The organism is Cellulosimicrobium sp. BMG9.22 (assembly GCF_059159975.1).
In genome coordinates, this window is the sequence record NZ_JBZGBY010000027.1 from 36,566 (window position 1) to 56,358 (window position 19,793).

16 protein-coding genes are annotated in these 19,793 nt (G+C 73.7%); 9 read left to right on the top strand and 7 right to left on the bottom strand.

All coding sequences use genetic code 11. The features are described from left to right. The first annotated feature begins 22 nt into the window (after positions 1-22). The 7 genes from AC4H2H_RS16025 to AC4H2H_RS16055 all read left to right on the top strand — a co-directional run bounded on the left by AC4H2H_RS16025 (position 23) and on the right by AC4H2H_RS16055 (position 6,671). The gene (locus tag AC4H2H_RS16025) at positions 23-538 is read left to right on the top strand and encodes a hypothetical protein (RefSeq protein ID WP_494371816.1); all 516 of its coding nucleotides are present in this window, start codon (positions 23-25) and stop codon (positions 536-538) included. After that, a complete protein-coding gene (locus AC4H2H_RS16030; protein WP_494371817.1) occupies positions 535-795 on the top strand; it encodes an acyl-CoA carboxylase epsilon subunit in 261 nt (86 codons plus the stop codon). Before AC4H2H_RS16025 ends, AC4H2H_RS16030 begins: the two co-directional genes overlap by 4 nt. Further along, complete coding sequence (locus AC4H2H_RS16035) at positions 792-1,475, top strand: hypothetical protein (RefSeq protein WP_494371818.1); 684 nt, start codon at positions 792-794, stop codon at positions 1,473-1,475. Before AC4H2H_RS16030 ends, AC4H2H_RS16035 begins: the two co-directional genes overlap by 4 nt. A 10-nt stretch (positions 1,476-1,485) precedes the next feature. After that, complete coding sequence (locus AC4H2H_RS16040; RefSeq protein ID WP_494371819.1) at positions 1,486-3,225, top strand: DUF885 domain-containing protein; 1,740 nt, start codon at positions 1,486-1,488, stop codon at positions 3,223-3,225. A 211-nt stretch (positions 3,226-3,436) separates the two neighbouring features. Next, positions 3,437-3,877 (top strand): AEC family transporter, encoded by a 441-nt coding sequence (locus AC4H2H_RS16045; protein WP_494371820.1) that lies wholly within the window; start codon positions 3,437-3,439, stop codon positions 3,875-3,877. 86 nt (positions 3,878-3,963) lie between these two features. Next, entirely contained in the window at positions 3,964-4,635 is a 672-nt protein-coding gene (locus AC4H2H_RS16050; RefSeq protein ID WP_494371821.1) for a Maf family protein, read from the top strand. Positions 4,636-4,871: 236 nt separating this feature from the next. Then, entirely contained in the window at positions 4,872-6,671 is a 1,800-nt protein-coding gene (locus AC4H2H_RS16055; RefSeq protein WP_494371822.1) for an acetyl/propionyl/methylcrotonyl-CoA carboxylase subunit alpha, read from the top strand. 505 nt (positions 6,672-7,176) lie between these two features. Here the strand turns inward: AC4H2H_RS16055 and AC4H2H_RS16060 are convergent. After that, the gene (locus AC4H2H_RS16060) at positions 7,177-8,514 is read right to left on the bottom strand and encodes an MFS transporter (RefSeq protein ID WP_494371823.1); all 1,338 of its coding nucleotides are present in this window, start codon (positions 8,512-8,514) and stop codon (positions 7,177-7,179) included. Positions 8,515-8,652: 138 nt separating this feature from the next. Continuing rightward, entirely contained in the window at positions 8,653-9,870 is a 1,218-nt protein-coding gene (locus tag AC4H2H_RS16065) for an MFS transporter (protein WP_494371830.1), read from the bottom strand. Positions 9,871-10,032: 162 nt separating this feature from the next. On the opposite strand from AC4H2H_RS16065, the gene AC4H2H_RS16070 reads away from it, so the two are divergent. Further along, complete coding sequence (locus AC4H2H_RS16070; protein WP_494371824.1) at positions 10,033-10,578, top strand: NUDIX hydrolase; 546 nt, start codon at positions 10,033-10,035, stop codon at positions 10,576-10,578. A 9-nt stretch (positions 10,579-10,587) separates the two neighbouring features. Here the strand turns inward: AC4H2H_RS16070 and AC4H2H_RS16075 are convergent, their stop codons facing one another. From AC4H2H_RS16075 to AC4H2H_RS16095, 5 genes are read right to left on the bottom strand one after another with little or no spacing between them, the layout of a single operon-like run. Continuing rightward, entirely contained in the window at positions 10,588-11,658 is a 1,071-nt protein-coding gene (locus tag AC4H2H_RS16075) for a TIGR03842 family LLM class F420-dependent oxidoreductase (RefSeq protein ID WP_494371825.1), read from the bottom strand. Between the two features lie 39 nt (positions 11,659-11,697). Beyond that, entirely contained in the window at positions 11,698-13,134 is a 1,437-nt protein-coding gene (hydA, locus tag AC4H2H_RS16080; RefSeq protein ID WP_494371826.1) for a dihydropyrimidinase, read from the bottom strand. 48 nt (positions 13,135-13,182) lie between these two features. Beyond that, complete coding sequence (locus AC4H2H_RS16085; RefSeq protein ID WP_494371827.1) at positions 13,183-14,019, bottom strand: nitrilase-related carbon-nitrogen hydrolase; 837 nt, start codon at positions 14,017-14,019, stop codon at positions 13,183-13,185. Between the two features lie 25 nt (positions 14,020-14,044). Next, positions 14,045-15,469 carry an aspartate aminotransferase family protein gene (locus AC4H2H_RS16090; RefSeq protein WP_494371828.1) on the bottom strand — a complete coding sequence of 475 codons (1,425 nt, stop codon included), beginning with the start codon at positions 15,467-15,469 and terminating at the stop codon, positions 14,045-14,047. Between the two features lie 43 nt (positions 15,470-15,512). Next, the gene (locus AC4H2H_RS16095; protein WP_494371831.1) at positions 15,513-17,000 is read right to left on the bottom strand and encodes a CoA-acylating methylmalonate-semialdehyde dehydrogenase; all 1,488 of its coding nucleotides are present in this window, start codon (positions 16,998-17,000) and stop codon (positions 15,513-15,515) included. A gap of 228 nt (positions 17,001-17,228) precedes the next feature. Between AC4H2H_RS16095 and AC4H2H_RS16100 the strand changes: the two genes are divergently transcribed. Continuing rightward, complete coding sequence (locus AC4H2H_RS16100) at positions 17,229-19,460, top strand: endonuclease/exonuclease/phosphatase family protein (protein WP_494371829.1); 2,232 nt, start codon at positions 17,229-17,231, stop codon at positions 19,458-19,460. Positions 19,461-19,793 lie beyond the last annotated feature (333 nt).

Sequence of the window (19,793 nt, forward strand, 5' to 3'; positions counted from 1 at the left end):
GCCCCACGAGGGAGGACAAGGCATGAGCCACGACGACGCCACGCACGGACCTGTGCCGCTCGGGTCGGTGGACCCGGCGCCGCTGCACGCAGCGGTCGACGCGCTCACGGCGGCGCTGCACGAGTACGTCGAGACGGCGGTCGGCGTGCGCGCCGAGTTCGGGGCGTCCGAGGCGGACGAGGACCCCCGGGTGCTCGCGCTCGAGAGCCGCGTCGGCGCGCTGAACGCCCGGCTGTTCGACGAGCTGCACGGCGCGCTCGGCATGCACGCCGACCTCACGACGTCGGTGTGGGACCCCGGCCCCGACGAGGAGGTGGACGACGACGCCTCGCCCGCGGACGTCCTGGACGACACCTTCACCCTCGACTACGTCGTCGTGACGCGTCCCGGTGGGCCCGAGCTCGACGACGTCGTCGGGCTGCTCGACCGGTGGGGCCACGAGGCGCGCGAGCGTCTCCTCGAGGCCGGCTACGCCGTCCCCGAGTGGGGCGTGGGGCGCGGGGCGGACGACCACGACCACGACGAGGACGACGAGTGAGCGCTCCAGGGCCCGACGCCCCGAACGTGCGCGTCGTGCGCGGCGTTCCGGACGACCTCGAGGTCGCGGCCCTCGTCGCGGGTCTCGCCGCGGCGGCCGCGGCGGGGGAACTGCCCGACGACGTCGCGCCCGTGGACGAGTGGACCAACCGTGCGCGGGGGTTGCGGGGGGTCGGCGGCGGCGCCACGGCGAAGAGCTTCGGCGGGCGCTCGGGGCGCCACAACGCCGACGCGTGGCGCTGGAGCCTGCGCTCGTGAGCACGCAGCCGCGCCGACGCCATCTGCCGGAGCGCGCCGTGCTCGTCGAGCTCCCGGCCTCCGCCGACGCGGTGGAGGCCGACCCCTCGACGCTTCCCCCCGGTGCGCCGGTCGCGGCGTGGCGCCGGTGGGGGTGGGCGGTCGCGTTCGTGCCGACCCTGGCGGCGATCGTGTACCAGCGCGTCGCGGCCGGTCGGGACTGGCCGGTCCCCGACCTCGTCGTCGTGGCGGCGACGCTCGGGCTGCTCGCCACGGCGCTCCTCGCGCTCGTCCGCTACCAGGACGACCGGTCCGCCTCCGCTCTCGACCGAGGCCGGGAGGCGCTGCTCTCGGCGCCGGTCCGCACGACCGGCACCGTCACGCGCGCCGAACCGGCGGACGGCCAGGACCCCGACACCGGCGGCGCCCGTGCGCTGCGAGGGACGCTCGTGGTGACCCCGCCCTCGGGCGAGGCGCTCGCGCGCCCCGCACGCGTCGTCGTCCCTGCCGGTGTCGAGGGTCCACGGTCTGGCGACCCGGTCGCCGTCTGGCACGCCGCGCAGGACGAGGACGCGACCGGTGTCCTCCTCGTGCGCTACCACCGGGCGTGGGCGGACGACCTGGTCGCGGCGCTGCGTCGCCCCTCGAACGAGGAAGCACGCCCCTCGACGGACGACGAGGCAGGCCCGCGCGCCGAGTAGTCTCGTCCGGGTGAGCGACACGACCACCACAGCTGCCGGCGAGTCCGCCGGGATCCCTGACCGCACACCCACGCCGATCGACGCCGTCGCCGAGGCGTACGTCCTGCGCGTCGCCGAGCTCGACCCGATCTCCGCGACCGCGATGGGCCTGTCGGGGTACGACCACCTCGTCACCGACCTCTCCCCCGCGGGCCACGAGGCGCGCGCCGAGGCCGATCGCGCAGTGCTGCGCGAGCTCGAGGGCCTCGAGCCGGTGGACGACGTCGACCGCGTCACCCTCGCGGCGATGCGCGAGCGCGTCGGCCTGCAGCTCGAGCTGCACGAGGCAGGCGAGCCGCTCGCGAGCCTCAACAACATCGCCTCGCCCGTGCAGGAGCTGCGCGACGTCTTCGACATCATGCCGACAGGGACCGTCGAGGCGTGGGAGAACATCGCGTCGCGCCTGAACGGCCTGCCCACCGCGATCGACGGCTACATCGCGTCGCTCACCGAGGCTGCGGCGCGCGGCAACGTCGCCGCCATCCGCCAGGTCCGCGTCGGGGTCCAGCAGTCCCGCGAGCTCGCGGACGCGGAGGGTTCGTTCTTCACGACGTTCGTCGCCGGCCCCGAGGCCGATGCCGTCCTCGACGACTCGTCGGCGTGCTCGCTGGTCCGCAAGGAGCTGGAGCACGGCGCGACGGCGGCCCGCGAGGCGTACGGTCGGCTCGCCGACTTCCTCGAGACCACGCTCGCGCCGCAGGCGCGCCAGGAGGACGCCGTCGGGCGCGAGCGCTACCGGCTCTTCTCCCGCACGTTCCTCGGCGCCGAGGTCGACCTCGACGAGACGTACGCGTGGGGCCTCGAGGAGCTCGCGCGCGTCGTCGCCGAGCAGGAGGAGATCGCGCGCCGCATCGCCGGGCCGGGCGCGAGCGTCGAGGACGCGGTCGCCGCGCTGGACGCCGACCCGTCGCGCAAGCTGCTCGGCACCGACGCGCTGAAGTCGTGGATGCAGGAGACGTCCGACGCCGCGATCACCGCGCTGAACGGGGTCCACTTCGACATCCCGGCGCCCGTGCTCGACCTCGAGTGCATGATCGCGCCCACGCAGACCGGCGGGATCTACTACACGCCCCCGAGCGACGACTTCTCGCGGCCCGGCCGCATGTGGTGGTCCGTCCCCGCGGACGTCACCGAGTTCAACACGTGGCGCGAGAAGACGACCGTGTTCCACGAGGGCGTCCCGGGCCACCACCTGCAGTGCGGCCAGGCCGTGTACGCGCGCGCGACCCTCAACACGTGGCGCCGGCTCGCGTGCTGGGTCTCGGGTCACGGCGAGGGCTGGGCCCTGTACGCCGAGCGACTCATGGCGGACCTCGGGTTCCTCGACGACGACGGCGACCGGCTCGGCATGCTCGACGCGCAGCGCATGCGGGCCGCGCGCGTCGTGCTCGACATCGGCGTGCACCTCGGCCTGGAGGCTCCGGAGGAGTGGGGCGGGGGGACGTGGGACGCCGACAAGGCGCTCACGTTCCTGCGCGCCAACGTCAACATGCCCGACTCGTTCGTGCGCTTCGAGCTCGACCGCTACCTCGGCTGGCCCGGCCAGGCGCCGTCGTACAAGGTCGGGCAGCGCCTGTGGGAGGCCACGCGCGACGACGCGCGCGCGGCCGCCGAGGCCCGCGGCGAGACCTTCGACGCGAAGGCGTTCCACGAGCGCGCGCTGAACCTCGGGTCGGTGGGTCTCGACGTGCTGCGCGACGCGCTCGCGTGACCCAGCCCGCGACGGGCTGACGCGTGGGCGCCGTCCTCACCGGTTTCGCGATCATCGGCGTGGTCGTCGCCGTCGGGTACGTCACCGCGCGTCTCGGCATCGGCGGGCCCGAGGCGAGGACGGCGCTCAACCGCATCGGCTTCTTCGTCGCCAGCCCGGCGCCGCGACGACGAGCGGGCGGCTCTCCTGGCGGTTCGTCCTCGCCCAGCCCGTGCGCAACCCGATCATCCTCGGCTCGCTCGCGGGCGCCGTCGTGTCGGTGACGGGCTGGGAGCCGCCCGTCGCGGTCATGGCGCCGCTCGACATCCTCGGCGGCGCGGCGATCCCCATGATCCTGCTCGCGTTCGGCATGTCACTGCACGGGACCAAGCCCCTGCGGCGCGGCGAGCCGCGCGTCGCCGTCGGGGTGGCGAGCGCGGCCAAGCTGCTCGTCATGCCGGTGGTCGCCTTCGTCGTCGCGCGGTTCGTGCTCGGGCTCGACGACGCCGTGGTGGCCTCGGCGGTCACGCTCGCCGCCCTGCCCACCGCCCAGAACGTCTACAACTACGCCGCCCGGTTCGGGCGGGGCGAGATCCTCGCGCGCGACACGATCCTCGTCACGACCCTGGGCTCGCCGGTCGTGCTCCTCGTCGCCGCCCTTCTCGTCGCGTAGTCGGCGCGAGCGCAGGACCGGCTCGGCGCGAACGGGCGTCGGCGTCGTGCCGCCGCGGGGACGCCCGGCCCCGGTAGTCTGCGCGGGTGCCTCGTCTCGTCCTCGCCTCCCGCTCCCCCGCCCGCCTCACGACGCTGCGCGCGGCGGGCGTCGACCCGCTCGTCCGGGTCTCGGGCGTCGACGAGGACGCGATCCTGCGCGCGGCCGCCGAGGCGCGCGGCGGGCTGGAGCCGGTCGACGCCGTGCTGGTCCTCGCGCGCGCGAAGGCCGAGGAGGTCGTGCGCGCGCTCGCGGACGAGGACACCGCCGAGGGCCTCGGAGGGGCGTCCTCCGACGACGCGCTCCTCGTCGGTTGCGACTCGATGCTCGAGCTCGACGGGGAGGTGCTGGGCAAGCCCACGGACGCCGACGACGCGCGCACCCGCTGGCACGCGATGCGCGGCCGGGCGGGCGTCCTGCACACCGGCCACTGGCTCGTGGACCTCCGCGTGCCCGAGGCGGGCGGCACCGGCTCGGCCTCCGGCGCGACCAGCTCCACGACAGTGCACTTCGCCGACCTCTCCGACGAGGAGATCGACGCGTACGTCGCGACCGGCGAGCCCCTGCACGTCGCGGGCGCGTTCACGATCGACGGCCTCGGCGGCCCGTACGTCGAGCGCATCGAGGGCGACCACCACGGCGTCGTCGGCATCAGCCTGCCGCTGCTGCGGACCCTGCTTGCCGACGTCGGCGTCGCCTGGCACCAGCTGCGGGCCTGACCGCTTCCCTGCCCCGGGGCGTTCGCTCGCGGCCGGCCCCGGCTGAGTCCCCGCACGGGTCGCACGCCCCGTATTGTCGGGGCCGGACAATCCCGCGACCCGAGCGACGCGCTGGAGCGCTCCGCTATGGAGGTTTCCTCCAATCGCCCCCGACGTGCCTTGGCTTCTTCTCCAATCTTGTCCGGTACCCGCCTCGGGAGCGTGATCGCCGCCGCGCGCACGCGTTACCGTGAGCCGTGCCCGCGAACCCCACCCGCTCCCTGCGCAAGGTCCTCATCGCCAACCGTGGCGAGATCGCCGTCCGGATCGTCCGTGCCTGCGCCGACGCCGGCATCGCGTCGGTCGCGGTCTACGCCGACCCCGACCGGCAGGCGCCGCACGTGCACCTCGCCGACGAGGCGTTCGCACTCGGGGGCGCGCGCGCCGCGGAGACCTACCTCGACATCGCCAAGCTGCTCGACGTCGCGCGCCGCTCCGGCGCCGACGCGGTGCACCCCGGCTACGGGTTCCTGGCGGAGAACGCGGAGTTCGCCCAGGCCGTCCTCGACGCCGGTCTCGTCTGGATCGGACCGCCCCCGGCCGCGATCGAGGCGCTCGGCGACAAGGTGAGCGCGCGCCACATCGCACAGCGTGCCGGCGCCCCGCTCGTCCCCGGGACCGCCGACCCCGTGGCCGACGCGAGCGAGGTGCACGCCTTCGCCGCCGAGAACGGGCTGCCCGTCGCGATCAAGGCGGCGTTCGGCGGCGGCGGACGCGGGCTCAAGGTCGCGCGCACCGTCGACGAGATCGACGAGCTCTTCGACTCCGCGGTGCGTGAGGCTACGGCCGCGTTCGGGCGCGGCGAGTGCTTCGTCGAGCGCTACCTCGACACCCCCCGCCACGTCGAGACCCAGTGCCTCGCCGACGAGCACGGCACCGTCGTCGTCGTCTCCACGCGCGACTGCTCGCTGCAGCGCCGCCACCAGAAGCTCGTCGAGGAGGCCCCCGCGCCGTACCTCAGCGCCGCCCAGGAGGCCGAGCTCTACAAGGCGTCCGAGGCGATCCTGCGCGAGGCCGGGTACGTCGGCGCGGGCACGTGCGAGTTCCTCGTCGGCGCCGACGGGACCATCTCGTTCCTCGAGGTCAACACGCGGCTCCAGGTCGAGCACCCCGTCTCCGAGGAGGTCACGGGCATCGACCTCGTGCGCGAGCAGCTGCGCATCGCCGCGGGCGAGCCGCTCGGCTACACGTCGACGCAGGTGCGCGGCCACTCGATCGAGTTCCGCATCAACGGCGAGGACCCCGCCGCGAACTTCCTGCCCGCCCCCGGCCGGATCACGCGACTGCGCTTCCCCTCCGGGCCCGGCGTCCGCGTCGACTCGGGCGTCGCCGAGGGCGACACCATCTCGGGCGCGTTCGACTCCATGATCGCGAAGGTCATCGTCACCGGCGCGACGCGCGAGCAGGCGGTCCAGCGTGCGCGCCGCGCGCTGCGCGAGCTCGAGGTCGAGGGCATCCCGACGGTCGTCCCGTTCCACCGCGCAGTGCTCGACGCGGAGGCCTTCGTCCCGGCAGGAGACGAGCCCTTCCGCGTCCACACCCGGTGGATCGAGACCGAGTTCGCCGACGAGCTCGCCGCGCTCGCCCCGGCCGGCGCGACGTCGTCGGACGAGGACGACGAACCCCTCGCGACCGAGCGCGTCGTCGTCGAGGTCGGCGGCAAGCGCCTCGAGGTCGTCCTCCCGGCAGGGCTCGGGATGGCGGCAGGCCGAGCGCGCACCGCGAACGCCGCACGGCGACCCGCGCGACGCGCCGCCGCGAAGTCCAACGGCGCCACCTCCGGCACGACCCTCGCCTCCCCCATGCAGGGCACGATCGTCAAGGTCGCCGTCGCCGACGGTGCCCAGGTCGCCGAGGGCGACCTCGTCGTCGTCCTCGAGGCCATGAAGATGGAGCAGCCCCTCCTCGCCCACCGCGCCGGCACGGTCCGGTCCCTCACCGCCGCGGCCGGCGCGAGCGTCAGCTCAGGCACCGCCATCTGCGAGATCGTCGACTGACGTTCCGCGTGGCGTAGGTCAGGTCCACGACCCGCATGGTCGGGTGGGTGGCCGGGCTCGCGTCCACGACCCGCGTGGTCGCGTCGGGTGGTCAGGGTGGGTGGTGCGCTCGGGCTGCCGCGCCGGCACCGACGTCCGCGTCGCGTTGTCAGCGCTCCACGGGCCCACGGACCCGTACGGCGCTGACAACTTCCGGTGGCCGACAGTTGTCAGCGCCTCACCGGTCCCCAGACTTTCGGAACGCTGACAGGTTGCGGCCTACCACCGCGCGACGCGCGACCGCACCGGAACGCGTGACCCGAGCGCGCGGGTCGTGCGGTGACGGGCAGGACGAGCGGTGGGGCGGGCCGTGTGCGAAGAACGTCAAGGCGCGCTCGTGGAGCGAGGACGAACGACCGTGGTGACGGCGCGCCAGTCCGAGCACAGGGTCCGCCCCCACCGCGGACCCGACCCCGCGGGTTGTGGGACCCGGCGCAGACGCGACGGGGACAGTCCCGACGAACGGCTAGCGGGCCTCTCCGGCGGCCCGCATGGCGCGGCGGCCCGACGGCAGGGCCACGGCGATCGCGATGACGAGGAACATGAGGATCCCGGAGACGATCAGCAAGGACTCCACGGAGTACCGGTCGGCGAGGGGGCCGAAGATCACCATGCCGAGCGGCATCGAGACGGCCATGACGATGCCGACGAAGCCGAAGACGCGGCCCTGGCGCTCGGGATCGACGGTCTCCTGGAGGACGGTCATCGAGGTCGTGGAGAACGGCGGCACAGCCAGGCCGAGCAGGAACATGAAGGCGAAGAAGACCCACATGTTCGTGGACAGACCCATCCCGACGGAGAGCAGCCCGAACACGAACGTGGCGCCGACGATCATCGCGATCCGGTTCTTGAGCCCGCCCCAGGTGGCGAGCAGGACCCCGCCCAGCAGCATCCCGACGGAGAACGCGATCTCGTTGACGGTGAGCTTCCAGACCTCCTCGCCGAACGTGCGCGCGACCATGAGCGGCGTGAGGTAGGACGGGGCCACGATGAGCAGGAACACCACGGCGTAGAGCCCGAGGACCCAGCGCACGAACGGGTGCGAGCCGAGGTAGCGGAATCCTTCGACGAGGTCGTCGAAGTACCCGGCCCGCTCGGCCCCGGCAGCCGCGCGGCCGAGGGTCGGGACGGGGACGAGCAGGAGGAGTCCGATGCCGACGACGGCCGTGACGACGTCGATGAAGAACACCGCCACGAGGGACATGCTCGCGTAGACGGCCGCCGCGACGGCCGGCGCGAGGAGCATCATCGCGGACTGGATCGACTGGTTGATCCCGTTGACCCGCATCAGCCTGCTCGTCGGCACGATCTGCGGGAGCAGCGCGGCGACGGCGGGCGTCTGGATCCCCGCGCCCGTCGAGCGGATCGCGAGAGCGGCATAGATGAGCCACAGGTCGTCGGCACCCCCGAGCATGAGGAGCGCGAGGGCGAGCGTGGTCACGGCGATCGTGCCGTCCGCCGCGATGACGAGCGCCTTGCGGTTCACGCGGTCGGCCCACACGCCGCCGAAGATCGAGACGACGGCTTGCGGCAGGAAGCCGAAGAGCGTGCTCAGCGCGAGCACCGACCCGGACTTCGTCTCGATCGTCAGGTGCCACATGACCGCGTACTGGACGAGCATCGAGCCGAACAGCGAGACCGTCTGGCCCGAGAGGAAGACGGTGGCGTCCCGACGCCAGCGGGGCATCGCGAGGGTGTCGTCGGCGGGCGCCTCGGCCACGTCGGTCGCGGCTACGGGCCCCGCGGCGGACCGGGCGTCGTCGGGCAAAGGGGTCGAGTCATTGTCGTACGGCGTATGGCTCACGGTTGCATCCTGCCGCGAGGGTCCGACACGGTCCACGGGATTCTCCGGAGGGCGGACAAGGACGGGTCGCTCGGCGACCGTGCGCCGTCGCCTGTCGCAGGTCGCCCGACGGTGTCGGCACCCGTCGACGGCGCCAGGTCAGCTCGGCGCTGCCTCGGGGTTGGGGTCCACCGAGCCTACGTGGGCGATCTTCGCGAGCTGCCGCCACACGAGGGCGAGCGTCACGCCCGCCCCGACGAACGCGAACCAGAAGGGCGCCGTGATGCCCCACGTCTCGGCGAGGACTCCGCCGAGCGCCTGCCCGAGGGCGATGCCGCCGAACACGCAGACCATGTACACCGAGCCGACGCGGCCCTGGAACTCGGTCGGCACGGCGCGCTGGCGGATCGTGTTGGACACGGTCCCCCACACGAACGCGTACGCACCGAAGACGACCATGATCACGAGCGCTACCCAGCCGGTCGTCGTGAGCGCGAGCGCGAGGTGCATGACGACCTCCAGCGAGAGGCACACGCGCATGAGGAGGGCGAGGCTCGCGTGCCGCTCGAGCCACCCGAACGACGCGATGCCGACGATACCGCCGACAGCCGACGCCGTCGTGAGCAGGCCGAACCCGACCTCACCCATCTGCAGGTGGTCGAGGGCGTACTTCACGAGGACGCCCCACGGGGCCGCCCACGTGACGTTGAACGCGAGGATCACGAGCGCGAGCGTGCGGACTGGCGCGTTCGAGAGGATCCAGCGCACACCCTCCGCGATGTCCTGGCGCACGTGGGTGTGCGCTTCACGGACGCCACCGGGCGGCGTCGCGATGCGGCTCACCAGCACGACGGCGAGCGCGACGCACACGACCTGGACGACGAACGGCCAGACCATCCCGGCCGCGAAGAGGAACGCCCCGACGGGTGGGCCGAGGAGCTGGTTCGCGGCGAGGAACCCCGCCTGCAGGCGCGCGTTGCCGGTGCCCAGGTCGCGCGACTCGACGAGCATCGGCAGCAGCGTCTGGGACGCGGAGTCGGCGAACACCTCCGCGACGCCGTAGAGGAACATCACGACGAGCACGAGGCCGATGCTCACGTGGCCGGTGCCGATCACGACGCAGAGCCCCACCACTACGAGCGCGCGCAGCGCGTTCGCGACCATGACGACGACGCGCCGGTCGAGGCGGTCCGCGAGCGCCCCGGCCCACAGCCCGAACAGGAGCCAGGGCAGGCGCTGCAGGAGCGCAGCCAACGCGACGAGGAAGGCCGAGTCGGTCTGGGAGGCAACGAGCAGCGGACCGGCGGCGAGCGCGATGCCGTCGCCGACGTTGCTCACCCACGACGACGACAGCAGCCAGCGGAAGCTGGTGCCCATGCGCCGTGGCGCGACGATCTCCCCGACCTTGCTCACAAGCGGAAGATCGTACTCGGCGTCCGGCACGGGCCCGCGCGGCCGGCATCCACCCGGCAGATGCCGCCGGAGGCCGTCAGTTCTGACCCGGTCCCGGTCGTCGTCGGAGCCTGGCAGCATGGCCCCGTGACCATCCCCACCGCGCCGCGCGACCCGAGCGAGCCGCCGCCACGGCTTCCCCGCCACCTGCAGCCCGGCGACGGTTGGGTCGAGTGCGACTGCGGACGCCGGCACTGGGGCCTGTTCGGCGCGGCCGGGCTCCTGCTGGGGCGCCGCGACGACGACGGGCGGCTGACCGACGTCGTCCTGCAGCACCGCGCGCCGTGGTCCGACCAGGGCGGGACGTGGGGCGTGCCGGGCGGCGCCGTCGGGCCGGACGAGACGCCCGCGCAGGGGGCGCTGCGCGAGGCGCGCGAGGAAGCGGGGATCGAGCCCGAGCACGTGCGCGTCCTCGGCGAGCGTGTCCTCGACCACGGTCCGTGGCGGTACACGACCGTCCTTGCCGAGCTCGCGGACGGCGCGCGCCTCGAGCCGCGCGCGACGGACGCCGAGAGCATCGAGGTCCGCTGGGTACCGGTCGACGACGTGGCCACCCTCGACCTCCTGCCCGCCTTCGCGGACGCGTGGCCGGCGCTGCGCGAGATGCTCGACGGCGGTCTGTCGTCCCGCTGAGTCGGGCGCCTACCCCCGCGCGGGGGCGAGGTCGCGCACGGCGGGACCGATCGTCTCGCCGTAGGCCCGCAGCGTCTCGTCCTTCGCGTCGTGCTGGAGGTAGATCGCGAACTGGTCGACCCCGAGCGCGGCGAGCTCGCGCAGCCGCTCGACGTGCCGCTCGGGCGGGCCGACGAGGCAGAACCGGTCGACGATCTCGTCCGTGACGAACGCGGTGTGCGTGTTGCCCGCCCGCCCGTGCTCGTTGTAGTCGTAGCCCTCCCGCCCGGCGACGAAGTCCGTGAGCGCGCGCGGGATCCGCACGCCCGCATCCTCCTCGGTGCCGCCCGGCCCGTAGCGCGCGACGATCTCCGCGACGTGGTTGCCGACCATCCCGCCGAACCAGCGGCACTGGTCGTAGGCGTGCGCGAGGCCGCGCCGACCCGCCTCACCGTCCGACGGCGCCTGCGCCGTCACGTACGCGGGCGCGGCCACGCAGATGCTCACCTCGTCCGGGTCACGCCCGGCGCGCGCGGCCGCGGCGCGCACGGCCTCGACGGACCAGGCCACGACGTCGGGGTCGGCGAGCTGGAGGATGAACCCGTCGCCCACCTCCCCGGTCAGCGCGAGCGCCTTCGGCCCGTACGCTGCGACCCACACGGGCAGCCGGGAGTCCGGGTTCCACGGCAGCCGCAGCGTCGAGCCGCGGTACTCGAACCCCTGCCCGGACGCGAGGCCGCGGATGACGCCGATCGCCTCGCGGAGCTCGGCCAGGGTCACGGGGCGGCCGTTGATGACGCGCACCGCCGAGTCCCCGCGCCCGATGCCGCAGATGGTCCGGTTGCCGAACATCTCGTTGAGCGTCGCGAACAGCGAGGCCGTCACCGTGACGTCGCGCGTCGCGGGGTTGGTGACCATCGGGCCGACCGTGACCCGGTGCGTGGCCGAGAGGATCTGGGAGTAGACGACGAACGGCTCCTCCCACAGCAGGTGCGAGTCGAACGTCCACACGTGGCTGAACCCGTAGGTCTCCGCCTGGCGTGCGAGCTCGACGACCCGCCACGCGGGCGGGTCGTTCTGCAGCACCACCCCGAGGTCCATGCGCTCCCCTTCTGGTCCGAGTCCGCCCGTGTGCGCCGCTCAGCGCAGGTACGCCGACAGCCCGCGCCGCAGGAACTGTCCGTGCCCGGGGCTGCCGCGGTACTCCCCGTCCTCCACGATCACCCGACCGCGCGACATCACCACGTCCACGTGCCCGTCGATCTCGTACCCCTCCCACGCGGAGTGGTCCATGAACATGTGGTGGGTCGTGTCGTACCCGATCGACGTGTGCCCCGCGGGGTCGTACACGACGACGTCGGCGTCGGCGCCCGGGGCGAGCACGCCCTTGCGGCCGTCGAGCCCGAACATGCGCGCCGGCGTCGTGCAGCACAGCTCGACCCAGCGCTCGCGCGAGATCCGTCCGTCGACCACGCCCTGGTAGAGCAGGTTCAGCCGGTGCTCGACGCCGCCGATCCCGTTGGGGATCTTGGAGAAGTCGCCGCGGCCGAGCTCCTTCTGCTCCTTCATGCAGAACGGGCAGTGGTCGGTGCTCACGACCGACAGGTCGCCCGTGCGCAGGTACCGCCACAGCTCGTCCTGGTGCCCTTCGGCGCGCGAGCGCAGCGGCGTCGAGCACACCCACTTGGCCCCCTCGAAGTCGCCCCACTCCTCGCTGCGCGCCGCGAGCTGCTCCTCGAGCGAGAGGTAGAGGTACTGCGGGCAGGTCTCCCCGAAGACGTCGAGCCCCTCGTCGCGGGCGCGGGCGAGCGTCGCGACGGCCTGCTTGGCGGACATGTGCACGACGTACAGCGGCGCCCCCGTGAGGCGCGCGAGCATGATCGCGCGGTGCGTCGCCTCCTCCTCGGTCTCCCACGGTCGGCTCGTGCCGTGGAAGTACGGGGCCGTGTCGCCGCGGTCGAGGGCCTGGCGCACGAGCACGTCGATCGCGATGCCGTTCTCGGCGTGCATCATGACCACCGACCCGTTGTCGCGCGCCTTCTGCATCGCGCGCAGGATCTGGCCGTCGTCGCTGTAGAACACGCCGGGATAGGCCATGAAGAGCTTGAAGCTCGTGATGCCCTCGTCGACGAGCTCGTCCATGGCCTTGAGCGCGTCGTCGTCGACACCGCCGAGGATCTGGTGGAACCCGTAGTCGATCGCGCAGTTCCCGGCCGCCTTCTCGTGCCACGCGGCGAGGCCGTCCTGGACGCGCTCCCCGGTGCGCTGGACGGCGAAGTCGACGATCGTCGTCGTGCCGCCCCAGGCCGCGGCGCGCGTGCCGGTCTCGAACGTGTCGGACGCGGCCGTGCCGCCGAACGGCAGCTCCATGTGCGTGTGGCAGTCCACGGCGCCGGGGATGACGTACTTGCCGGTCGCGTCGATCACGCGCTCGGCGGTCGCGGCGAGGTCGGCCCCCAGGCTCGTGTCCCCGGGTCGCAGCAGCGCGGCGACCTGCTCGCCGTCGACCAGCACGTCGGCGGGCGTCGAGCCCGTGGGCCCGACGACGGTCCCTCCCCGGATCAGCGTGTGCGGCATCGCGTGGTCTCCCCTCTCGGTGGCGGACGGTGCGGTGGGGCGGCCGGCTCAGGGCCGGGTCAGGTCGTCGTAGGCGTCGGGCCGGCGGTCCCGGTAGAACTGCCAGCGGTCCCGCACGACGCGCAGGAGGTCCATGTCGAGGTCGCGGACGATGAGCTCTTCCTCGTGGTCGTCGGCGGGGTCGCCGACGAACGCGCCCTCGGGGTCGACGAAGTACGACGTGCCGTAGAAGTCGTCGTCGCCCAGGTCCTCGATCCCGACGCGGTTGATCGCGCCGACGTAGTACTCGTTGGCCACGGCCGCTGCCGGCTGCTCGAGCCGCCACAGGTAGTTCGAGAGGCCGCGGCTCGTCGCGCTCGGGTTGAGCACGATCTCGGCGCCGTTCAGCCCGAGCGCGCGCCAGCCCTCGGGGAAGTGCCGGTCGTAGCAGATGTACACGCCCACGCGCCCGACGGCGGTGTCGAACACCGGGTAGCCCATGTTCCCGGGACGGAAGTAGAACTTCTCCCAGAACCCGCGCACGTGCGGGATGTGCGTCTTGCGGTACTTGCCGAGGTAGCGCCCGTCGGCGTCGATCACGGCGGCGGTGTTGTACAGGACGCCCGGCTGCTCCTCCTCGTACACGGGCAGCACGACGACGGTCCCCAGCTCGGCCGCGAGCGCCGAGAACCGCTCGACCGTCGGCCCGGGGACGGACTCGGCGTACGCGTAGTACGCGGCGTCCTGCACCTGGCAGAAGTACGGCCCGTAGAACAGCTCCTGGAAGCACACCAGCTTCGCGCCCTGGTCGGCGGCGTCGCGCAGGTGCTTCTCGTGGACGTCGATCATCGACTCCTTGTCGCCCGTCCAGCGGACCTGGGTGAGCGCGGCACGCACGGTGGTCATGAACCCTCCTCGGGTGTCCGGTCGGTCATTCCCGCACCGCCTCGACGTGCTCGTCGGCGACGTCGAGCGCGGCGTCGATCGCGGCGAGGCCGTGCTCGAGGTCCTCGGCGGACGTGACGAGCGGTGGCGCGACGTGCAGGCGGTTGAAGTGCACGAACGGCCACACGCCCCGCTGCTTGATCGCGGCGACGACGGCGCCCATGGGCGCGGCGGCGGGTCCGCTCGCGTTGAACGGGACGAGGGGCTCGCGCGTCTGGCGGTCGCGCACGAGCTCGACGGCCCAGAAGAACCCGAGCCCGCGGACCTCGCCGACGCTGGGGTGCCGGGCCGCGATCTCGCGCAGCCGGGGGCCGATCAGGTCGGCGCCCAGAGCGCGGACGCGTTCGAGGATCCGCTCGTCCTCGAAGACCCGGACCGACTCGACCCCGACCGCGCACGCCAGCGGATGGCCGGAGTAGGTGAGGCCGCCGGGGAACACGCGGTCGTCGAACGTCTGCGCGACGTGCTCGCCGATGACGACGCCACCGAGCGGCACGTAGCCGGAGTTCACGCCCTTGGCGAAGACCACGAGGTCGGGCACGACGCCCCACCGGTTCACGGCGAACCACTCGCCGACACGCCCGAACCCGACCATCACCTCGTCGGTGACGAGGAGGATGCCGTGCTCGTCGCACAGCTCCCGGACGCCGGCGAGGTAGCCGTCGGGCGGGACCAGCACGCCGTTCGTCCCGACGATCGTCTCCAGCAGGATCGCCGCGATCGTCCCGGGCCCCTCGAGCTGCACGACCTCCCGCAGGTGAGCGAGCGCCCGCACCCCCTCCTCCGCGTCGTCGCGCGCCCCGAACGCCGAGCGGTAGGTGTACGGGCCGAAGAAGTGGCGCACCTGGGGGTCCGGCGCGACCTCGTTGGGCCAGCGCCGCGGGTCGCCCGTGAGGGAGATCGCCGTCGCGGTGTTGCCGTGGTACGACCGGTACGCGGAGAGCACCTTGGCCCGTCCCGTGTGCAGGCGGGCCAGGCGCACGGCGTTCTCGACGGCGTCCGCCCCGCCGTTGGTGAAGAACACGCGCCACCGCCGCTCGCCGTCCCCCGGGTCGCTCCTCGAGCCACCGCGCGTCCCGGGCGCCCGCTCCGCGATGAGCCGGGCGAGCTCGCCCCGCACGTCGTTCGCGAACGTCGGCCCGACGGTCGCGAGCCGCCCCGCCTGCGCCTGGATCGCCGCGACGAGCCGCGGGTGCTGGTGGCCGAGGTTGAGGTTGACGAGCTGCGAGGCGAAGTCGAGGTAGCGGTTGCCGTCCTCGTCCCAGAACCACGCGCCCTCACCCCCCGCGACGGGCAGGGGGTCGATCGCGCCCTGCGCGGACCAGGAGTGGAAGACGTACCGGTCGTCCGCGCGCGTCCGGGAGGTCGACGTTCCCGCCGTCGCCCCCTGCACGAGGTCCTCCGTGGTCACGCGTCGCTCCCCTCGGTCGTCCGTGTCGTCATCGGCACGGGCATCACCGCGTCCGGGGGAAGCCGAGGTCGACCCCGGCCGTGGACGGGTCGGGCCAGCGCGTCGTGACGACCTTCGTCCGCGTGTAGAACTGCACGCTCTCCGGCCCGTAGACGTGCAGGTCACCGAAGAGCGAGCTCTTCCAGCCGCCGAACGAGTAGTACCCGACCGGCACGGGGATGGGGACGTTGACCCCGATCATCCCCGCGCGGGCGTCGACCTCGAACGCGCGCGCCGCGCCGCCGTCGCGCGTGAAGATCGCCGCGCCGTTGCCGTAGGGGTTGTCGTTGACGAGCCCGACCGCCTCGTCGTAGGTCTCGGCCCGGACGACCGACAGGACCGGCCCGAAGATCTCCTCCCGGTACACCGTGTGCTCGGGCCGCACGTGGTCGACGAGCGTCGGGTGCAGGAAGAAGCCCTCGCCGAGGTCGGGTGATCCGGCGGGCGCATCGCGCCCGTCGACGACGAGCGTCGCACCCTCGTCCGTGGCGGTCCCCACGCGCGCGGCCACGCGGTCGCGGTGCTCGGCCGTGATGAGCGGGCCCATCTGGGACGCGGGGTCGTCCCCCGGCCCGACGACGAGGCGCGCCACGCGCTCGCGGATCGCCTCGACGAGCGGGTCGGCCACGGCGCCCACCGCGACGAGCACCGACACCGCCATGCACCGCTCGCCCGCCGACCCGTACGCCGCCGAGACCGCTGCGTCCGCCGCGACGTCCACGTCGGCGTCGGGCAGGACGACCATGTGGTTCTTCGCGCCGCCGAGCGCCTGGACGCGCTTGCCGTGCCGCGTGCCCGTCTCGTAGACGTGCCGCGCGACGGGCGTCGAGCCGACGAAGCTCACGGCCTCGACGTCCGGGTGCTCGAGCAGGCGCTCGACCGCGACCCGGTCGCCCTGCACGACGTTCACGACGCCGTCGGGCAGCCTCGCCTCCTGGAGCAGGCGCGCGACGAGGAGCGACGCGGACGGGTCGCGCTCGCTCGGCTTGAGCACGACCGTGTTCCCGCACGCGATCGCGTTCGGGATCATCCACAGCGGCACCATGGCCGGGAAGTTGAAGGGCGTGATGCACGCGACCACGCCGAGGGGCTGCTTCACCTCGTGCACGTCCACGCCCGAGGACGCCTGCTCGGTGTACCCGCCCTTGAGGAGCTGACCGATCCCGCACGCGAACTCGACGCACTCGAGCGCGCGGGCGACCTCGCCCGCCGCGTCGGACAGGACCTTGCCGTGCTCGGCGCTCACCACCGCCGCGATCTCGTCGCGACGGGTGACGAGGAGCTGGTGGAACGCGAAGAGGATCTCGACGCGCCGCGACACGCTCGTCGCGCGCCACGCGGGGAACGCCGCGAGCGCCGCCGCGACCGCGGCGTCGACGTCCTCCGCGGACGCGAGCGCGACGCGTCCGGTGACGGTTCCGCGCGCCGGGTCGTGGACCGGGCCGAACCGCTCGGACCCGGTGCGCGCCTCGCCGTCGACCCAGTGGCCGATCGTGCGGCGACCCGCGCCCCCGTCCGGCGCGCCGCCCTCCGCGCTCGTCGCACCCCGCGCGCTCGTGGCGCCCGCCGCGTGCCGGGTGGTGTCCACCGTGCTGTCCACGTCCTCGCCTCCTCGCGCGCCGAGGTGGTGGCGCGCCGTCGCAGCCGATGCCCCAGTCTGGCACGGATGCCCCGATCGTGTGGTGCGGATCACAGCAACCGCCCGGTACCGTCGGACCTCGTGAGCGCAGCGCAGCCCCGCACCGACCGGGCCCCTCGGGCCGAGCGGTCCGACCTCGTCCCGCTCGTCCTCGTCGCGACCGTCACAGCGATGGTCGTCGAGCTCGTCCGGTCGAGCGGCCCGCTGCTCGACCACGCGTTCGCCGCGAGCGTCGTCACCGTCGCGCTCACCGCCCTCGCGACCTATGCCGCGCCCGGCGTGCTCGTCGTGATGATCGCCGCCCGCCTCGAGATCACGGGCAAGGTCGTGCTCCTCGCTGTCTGCGCGCTCGTCGTGGCGCGCCTCCTGCTCCAGGGTCTGGGGACAGCCATCGCCTCCGGCGCCGACCTCGGGCTCGTGCGCTACGGCGTCGGCCTCGCGGCCGTCGCGCTGGGCATCGCGGTGCTCGTCGTCGTCGCCGCGTTCGCCAGTGGCATGCGTCCCGCGGAGCCGGACGCTGCGCGGAGCGAGGTGCCCGACGGCGCAGCCTCGTCGCGCGGTCTGCGCGCCGACGCGACCGGCGAGTCGGCTCCGACCGAAGCGCCACCCACCGGCGCGACCCCGACCCGAACCGCGCCGCGACTCGCGCGGGGCGCGCTGGTCGCCGTCGGCGTCGCGCTGGGCGCGCTGCTCGCGGCGGCGCTCAGCACGATCCTCGGGACGTGGGACGCGTACTGGCGCGGCGACGTCGCCGGGTGGGTCGCCGCGCTCGTCGTCTGCGGGCTCGCGCTCGCATCCGCCTGGGCGGCGCGCGGCCGCGACGCGTGGTCCGGCGCACGCGGGCTGTGGGTGCTCGGGCCGTTCGTCGCGCTCGCGGTGCAGGTGCTCGCCAACCCGGCGTTCGTCGCGTCTCAGAGCGGCGTGGCGCTGCCGTTCACCGTCGGCGCGCTCGCGGTCGCGGCCGTGCTGACGGCCTGGTTCGTCCCGTGGGCCGGCGGTCCCGGTCGACGTCCCGGGTCTCCCTGGGTCTCGCCCGCGGTCCTCGTCGTCGGCGTCGCGGTCGTGTTCCTCGCCGTCCCGCGCGTGCACGGGCCGGGCGCCGTCGGCGGGTGGGCGCTCGTCGTCCTGCTCACCCTGCTCGTGCCCGTCGCCGCACGCACGCTCGCCCTGTGCCTCACGCGCCCCGCACGACCCGTGACGTGGCTCCGCCTCGCCGGGGCGGCGAGCGTCGCCGGGCTCGGTGTCGCGCTCCCCCTGCTCGTCTACCAGCTCGAGTACGACGTCCCGCTGCCCTTCCCCCACACCCTCGTCCCCGTGGCCGCCGCCCTCGCGCTCGCGGTGCCCGCCGTCGTCTCGGGGCTCCGCGCGGCGACCCTCACGAGGGCACGGAGGGTCCCGCCCGACCTGGCGACCGGCACGACGGCGACCGGGACGACGCCGACCGACCCGGGAGCCCCGGACGACGACGCGGCAGCTCCCGCGACCACACCTGGACCAGCGCTCCCTCTCGTCCTCGGTGGCGTCGTCGCGGTGCTCGCCGTCGTCGGGGTCACACAGGTCCACGTGCCGACGACGACGTCCGCCCTCGCCGACCATCCCGAGGGCGACCTGCGCGTGCTCGACTGGAACCTGCACTACGGCGTGAGCGCCGACCCCTCGGTCCGGCTCGACGAGATGGTCGAGACGATCGAGGACTCGGGCGCCGACGTCGTCACGCTGCAGGAGGTGTCGCGCGGGTGGGTGCTCGGCGGCGGCGCCGACATGGCGACGTACCTCGCACGCGAGACGGGGATGCGCGTCGTGTTCGTCCCCGCGGCCGACCGCCAGTTCGGCAACGCGATCCTGTGGGACCCGCTCCGCGGAGACCTCGCCGACGTCGAGCGCCACGCGCTGCCCTACGGCGCCGGCCCGCAGGAACGCTCGGCGATCTCCGGGACCGTCGACGCCGCCGGCGTCCCCGTGCGCGTCACGTCCGTGCACCTGCAGCACCGCGAGGAGAACACCCCGACCCGCCTCGACCAGCTCGAGTCGCTGATCGCGGACGAACCCGTCGAGGGCGCCTACGTCATGGCCGGCGACCTCAACGCCGAGCCCCGCTGGCACGAGATCGTGTTCCTCGAGGAGCAGGGCCTCGAGAGCGGTCAGGACGCCGCGGGCGACCCCGACGCGCTCACGTCCCCGTCCGTCGCCCCCGCGCACCGCATCGACTGGATCTTCGGGTCCGACGCCGTGACGTTCCGCTCGTTCGACGTCCTCGACGTCACGACCTCCGACCACCGCCCCCTCCTGGCCGACCTCCGCACCACCGACTGAACCTGACCGCACCGCCCGCACCGGTGCTCGGGCTTGGCTCCCGTGGTCGGGTCCGCGTGCGGGGCGGCGTCGGTGCTCGGGCTGGCCGCGCCGTCACCCTGGTCCTTCGGGCGTGGGTTTCAGGAGCGCGGCCTTGATGCCCTTCGCATCCGACGCCGCCCCACCCGCTCAGCCGTCCCGTCACCGAGGACAGTTCACCCCGGTCGCCGAAGTAGAACCCTGGTCAGCCCGGGCAGAGTCTCCTTGCCGGCCGACGACGACGGTGGGCGCGGCGCTGACCAGACGTCGACCCTCGCGAGTGACCGAGAGGTGAGAAATGGCCCTGGAACCACG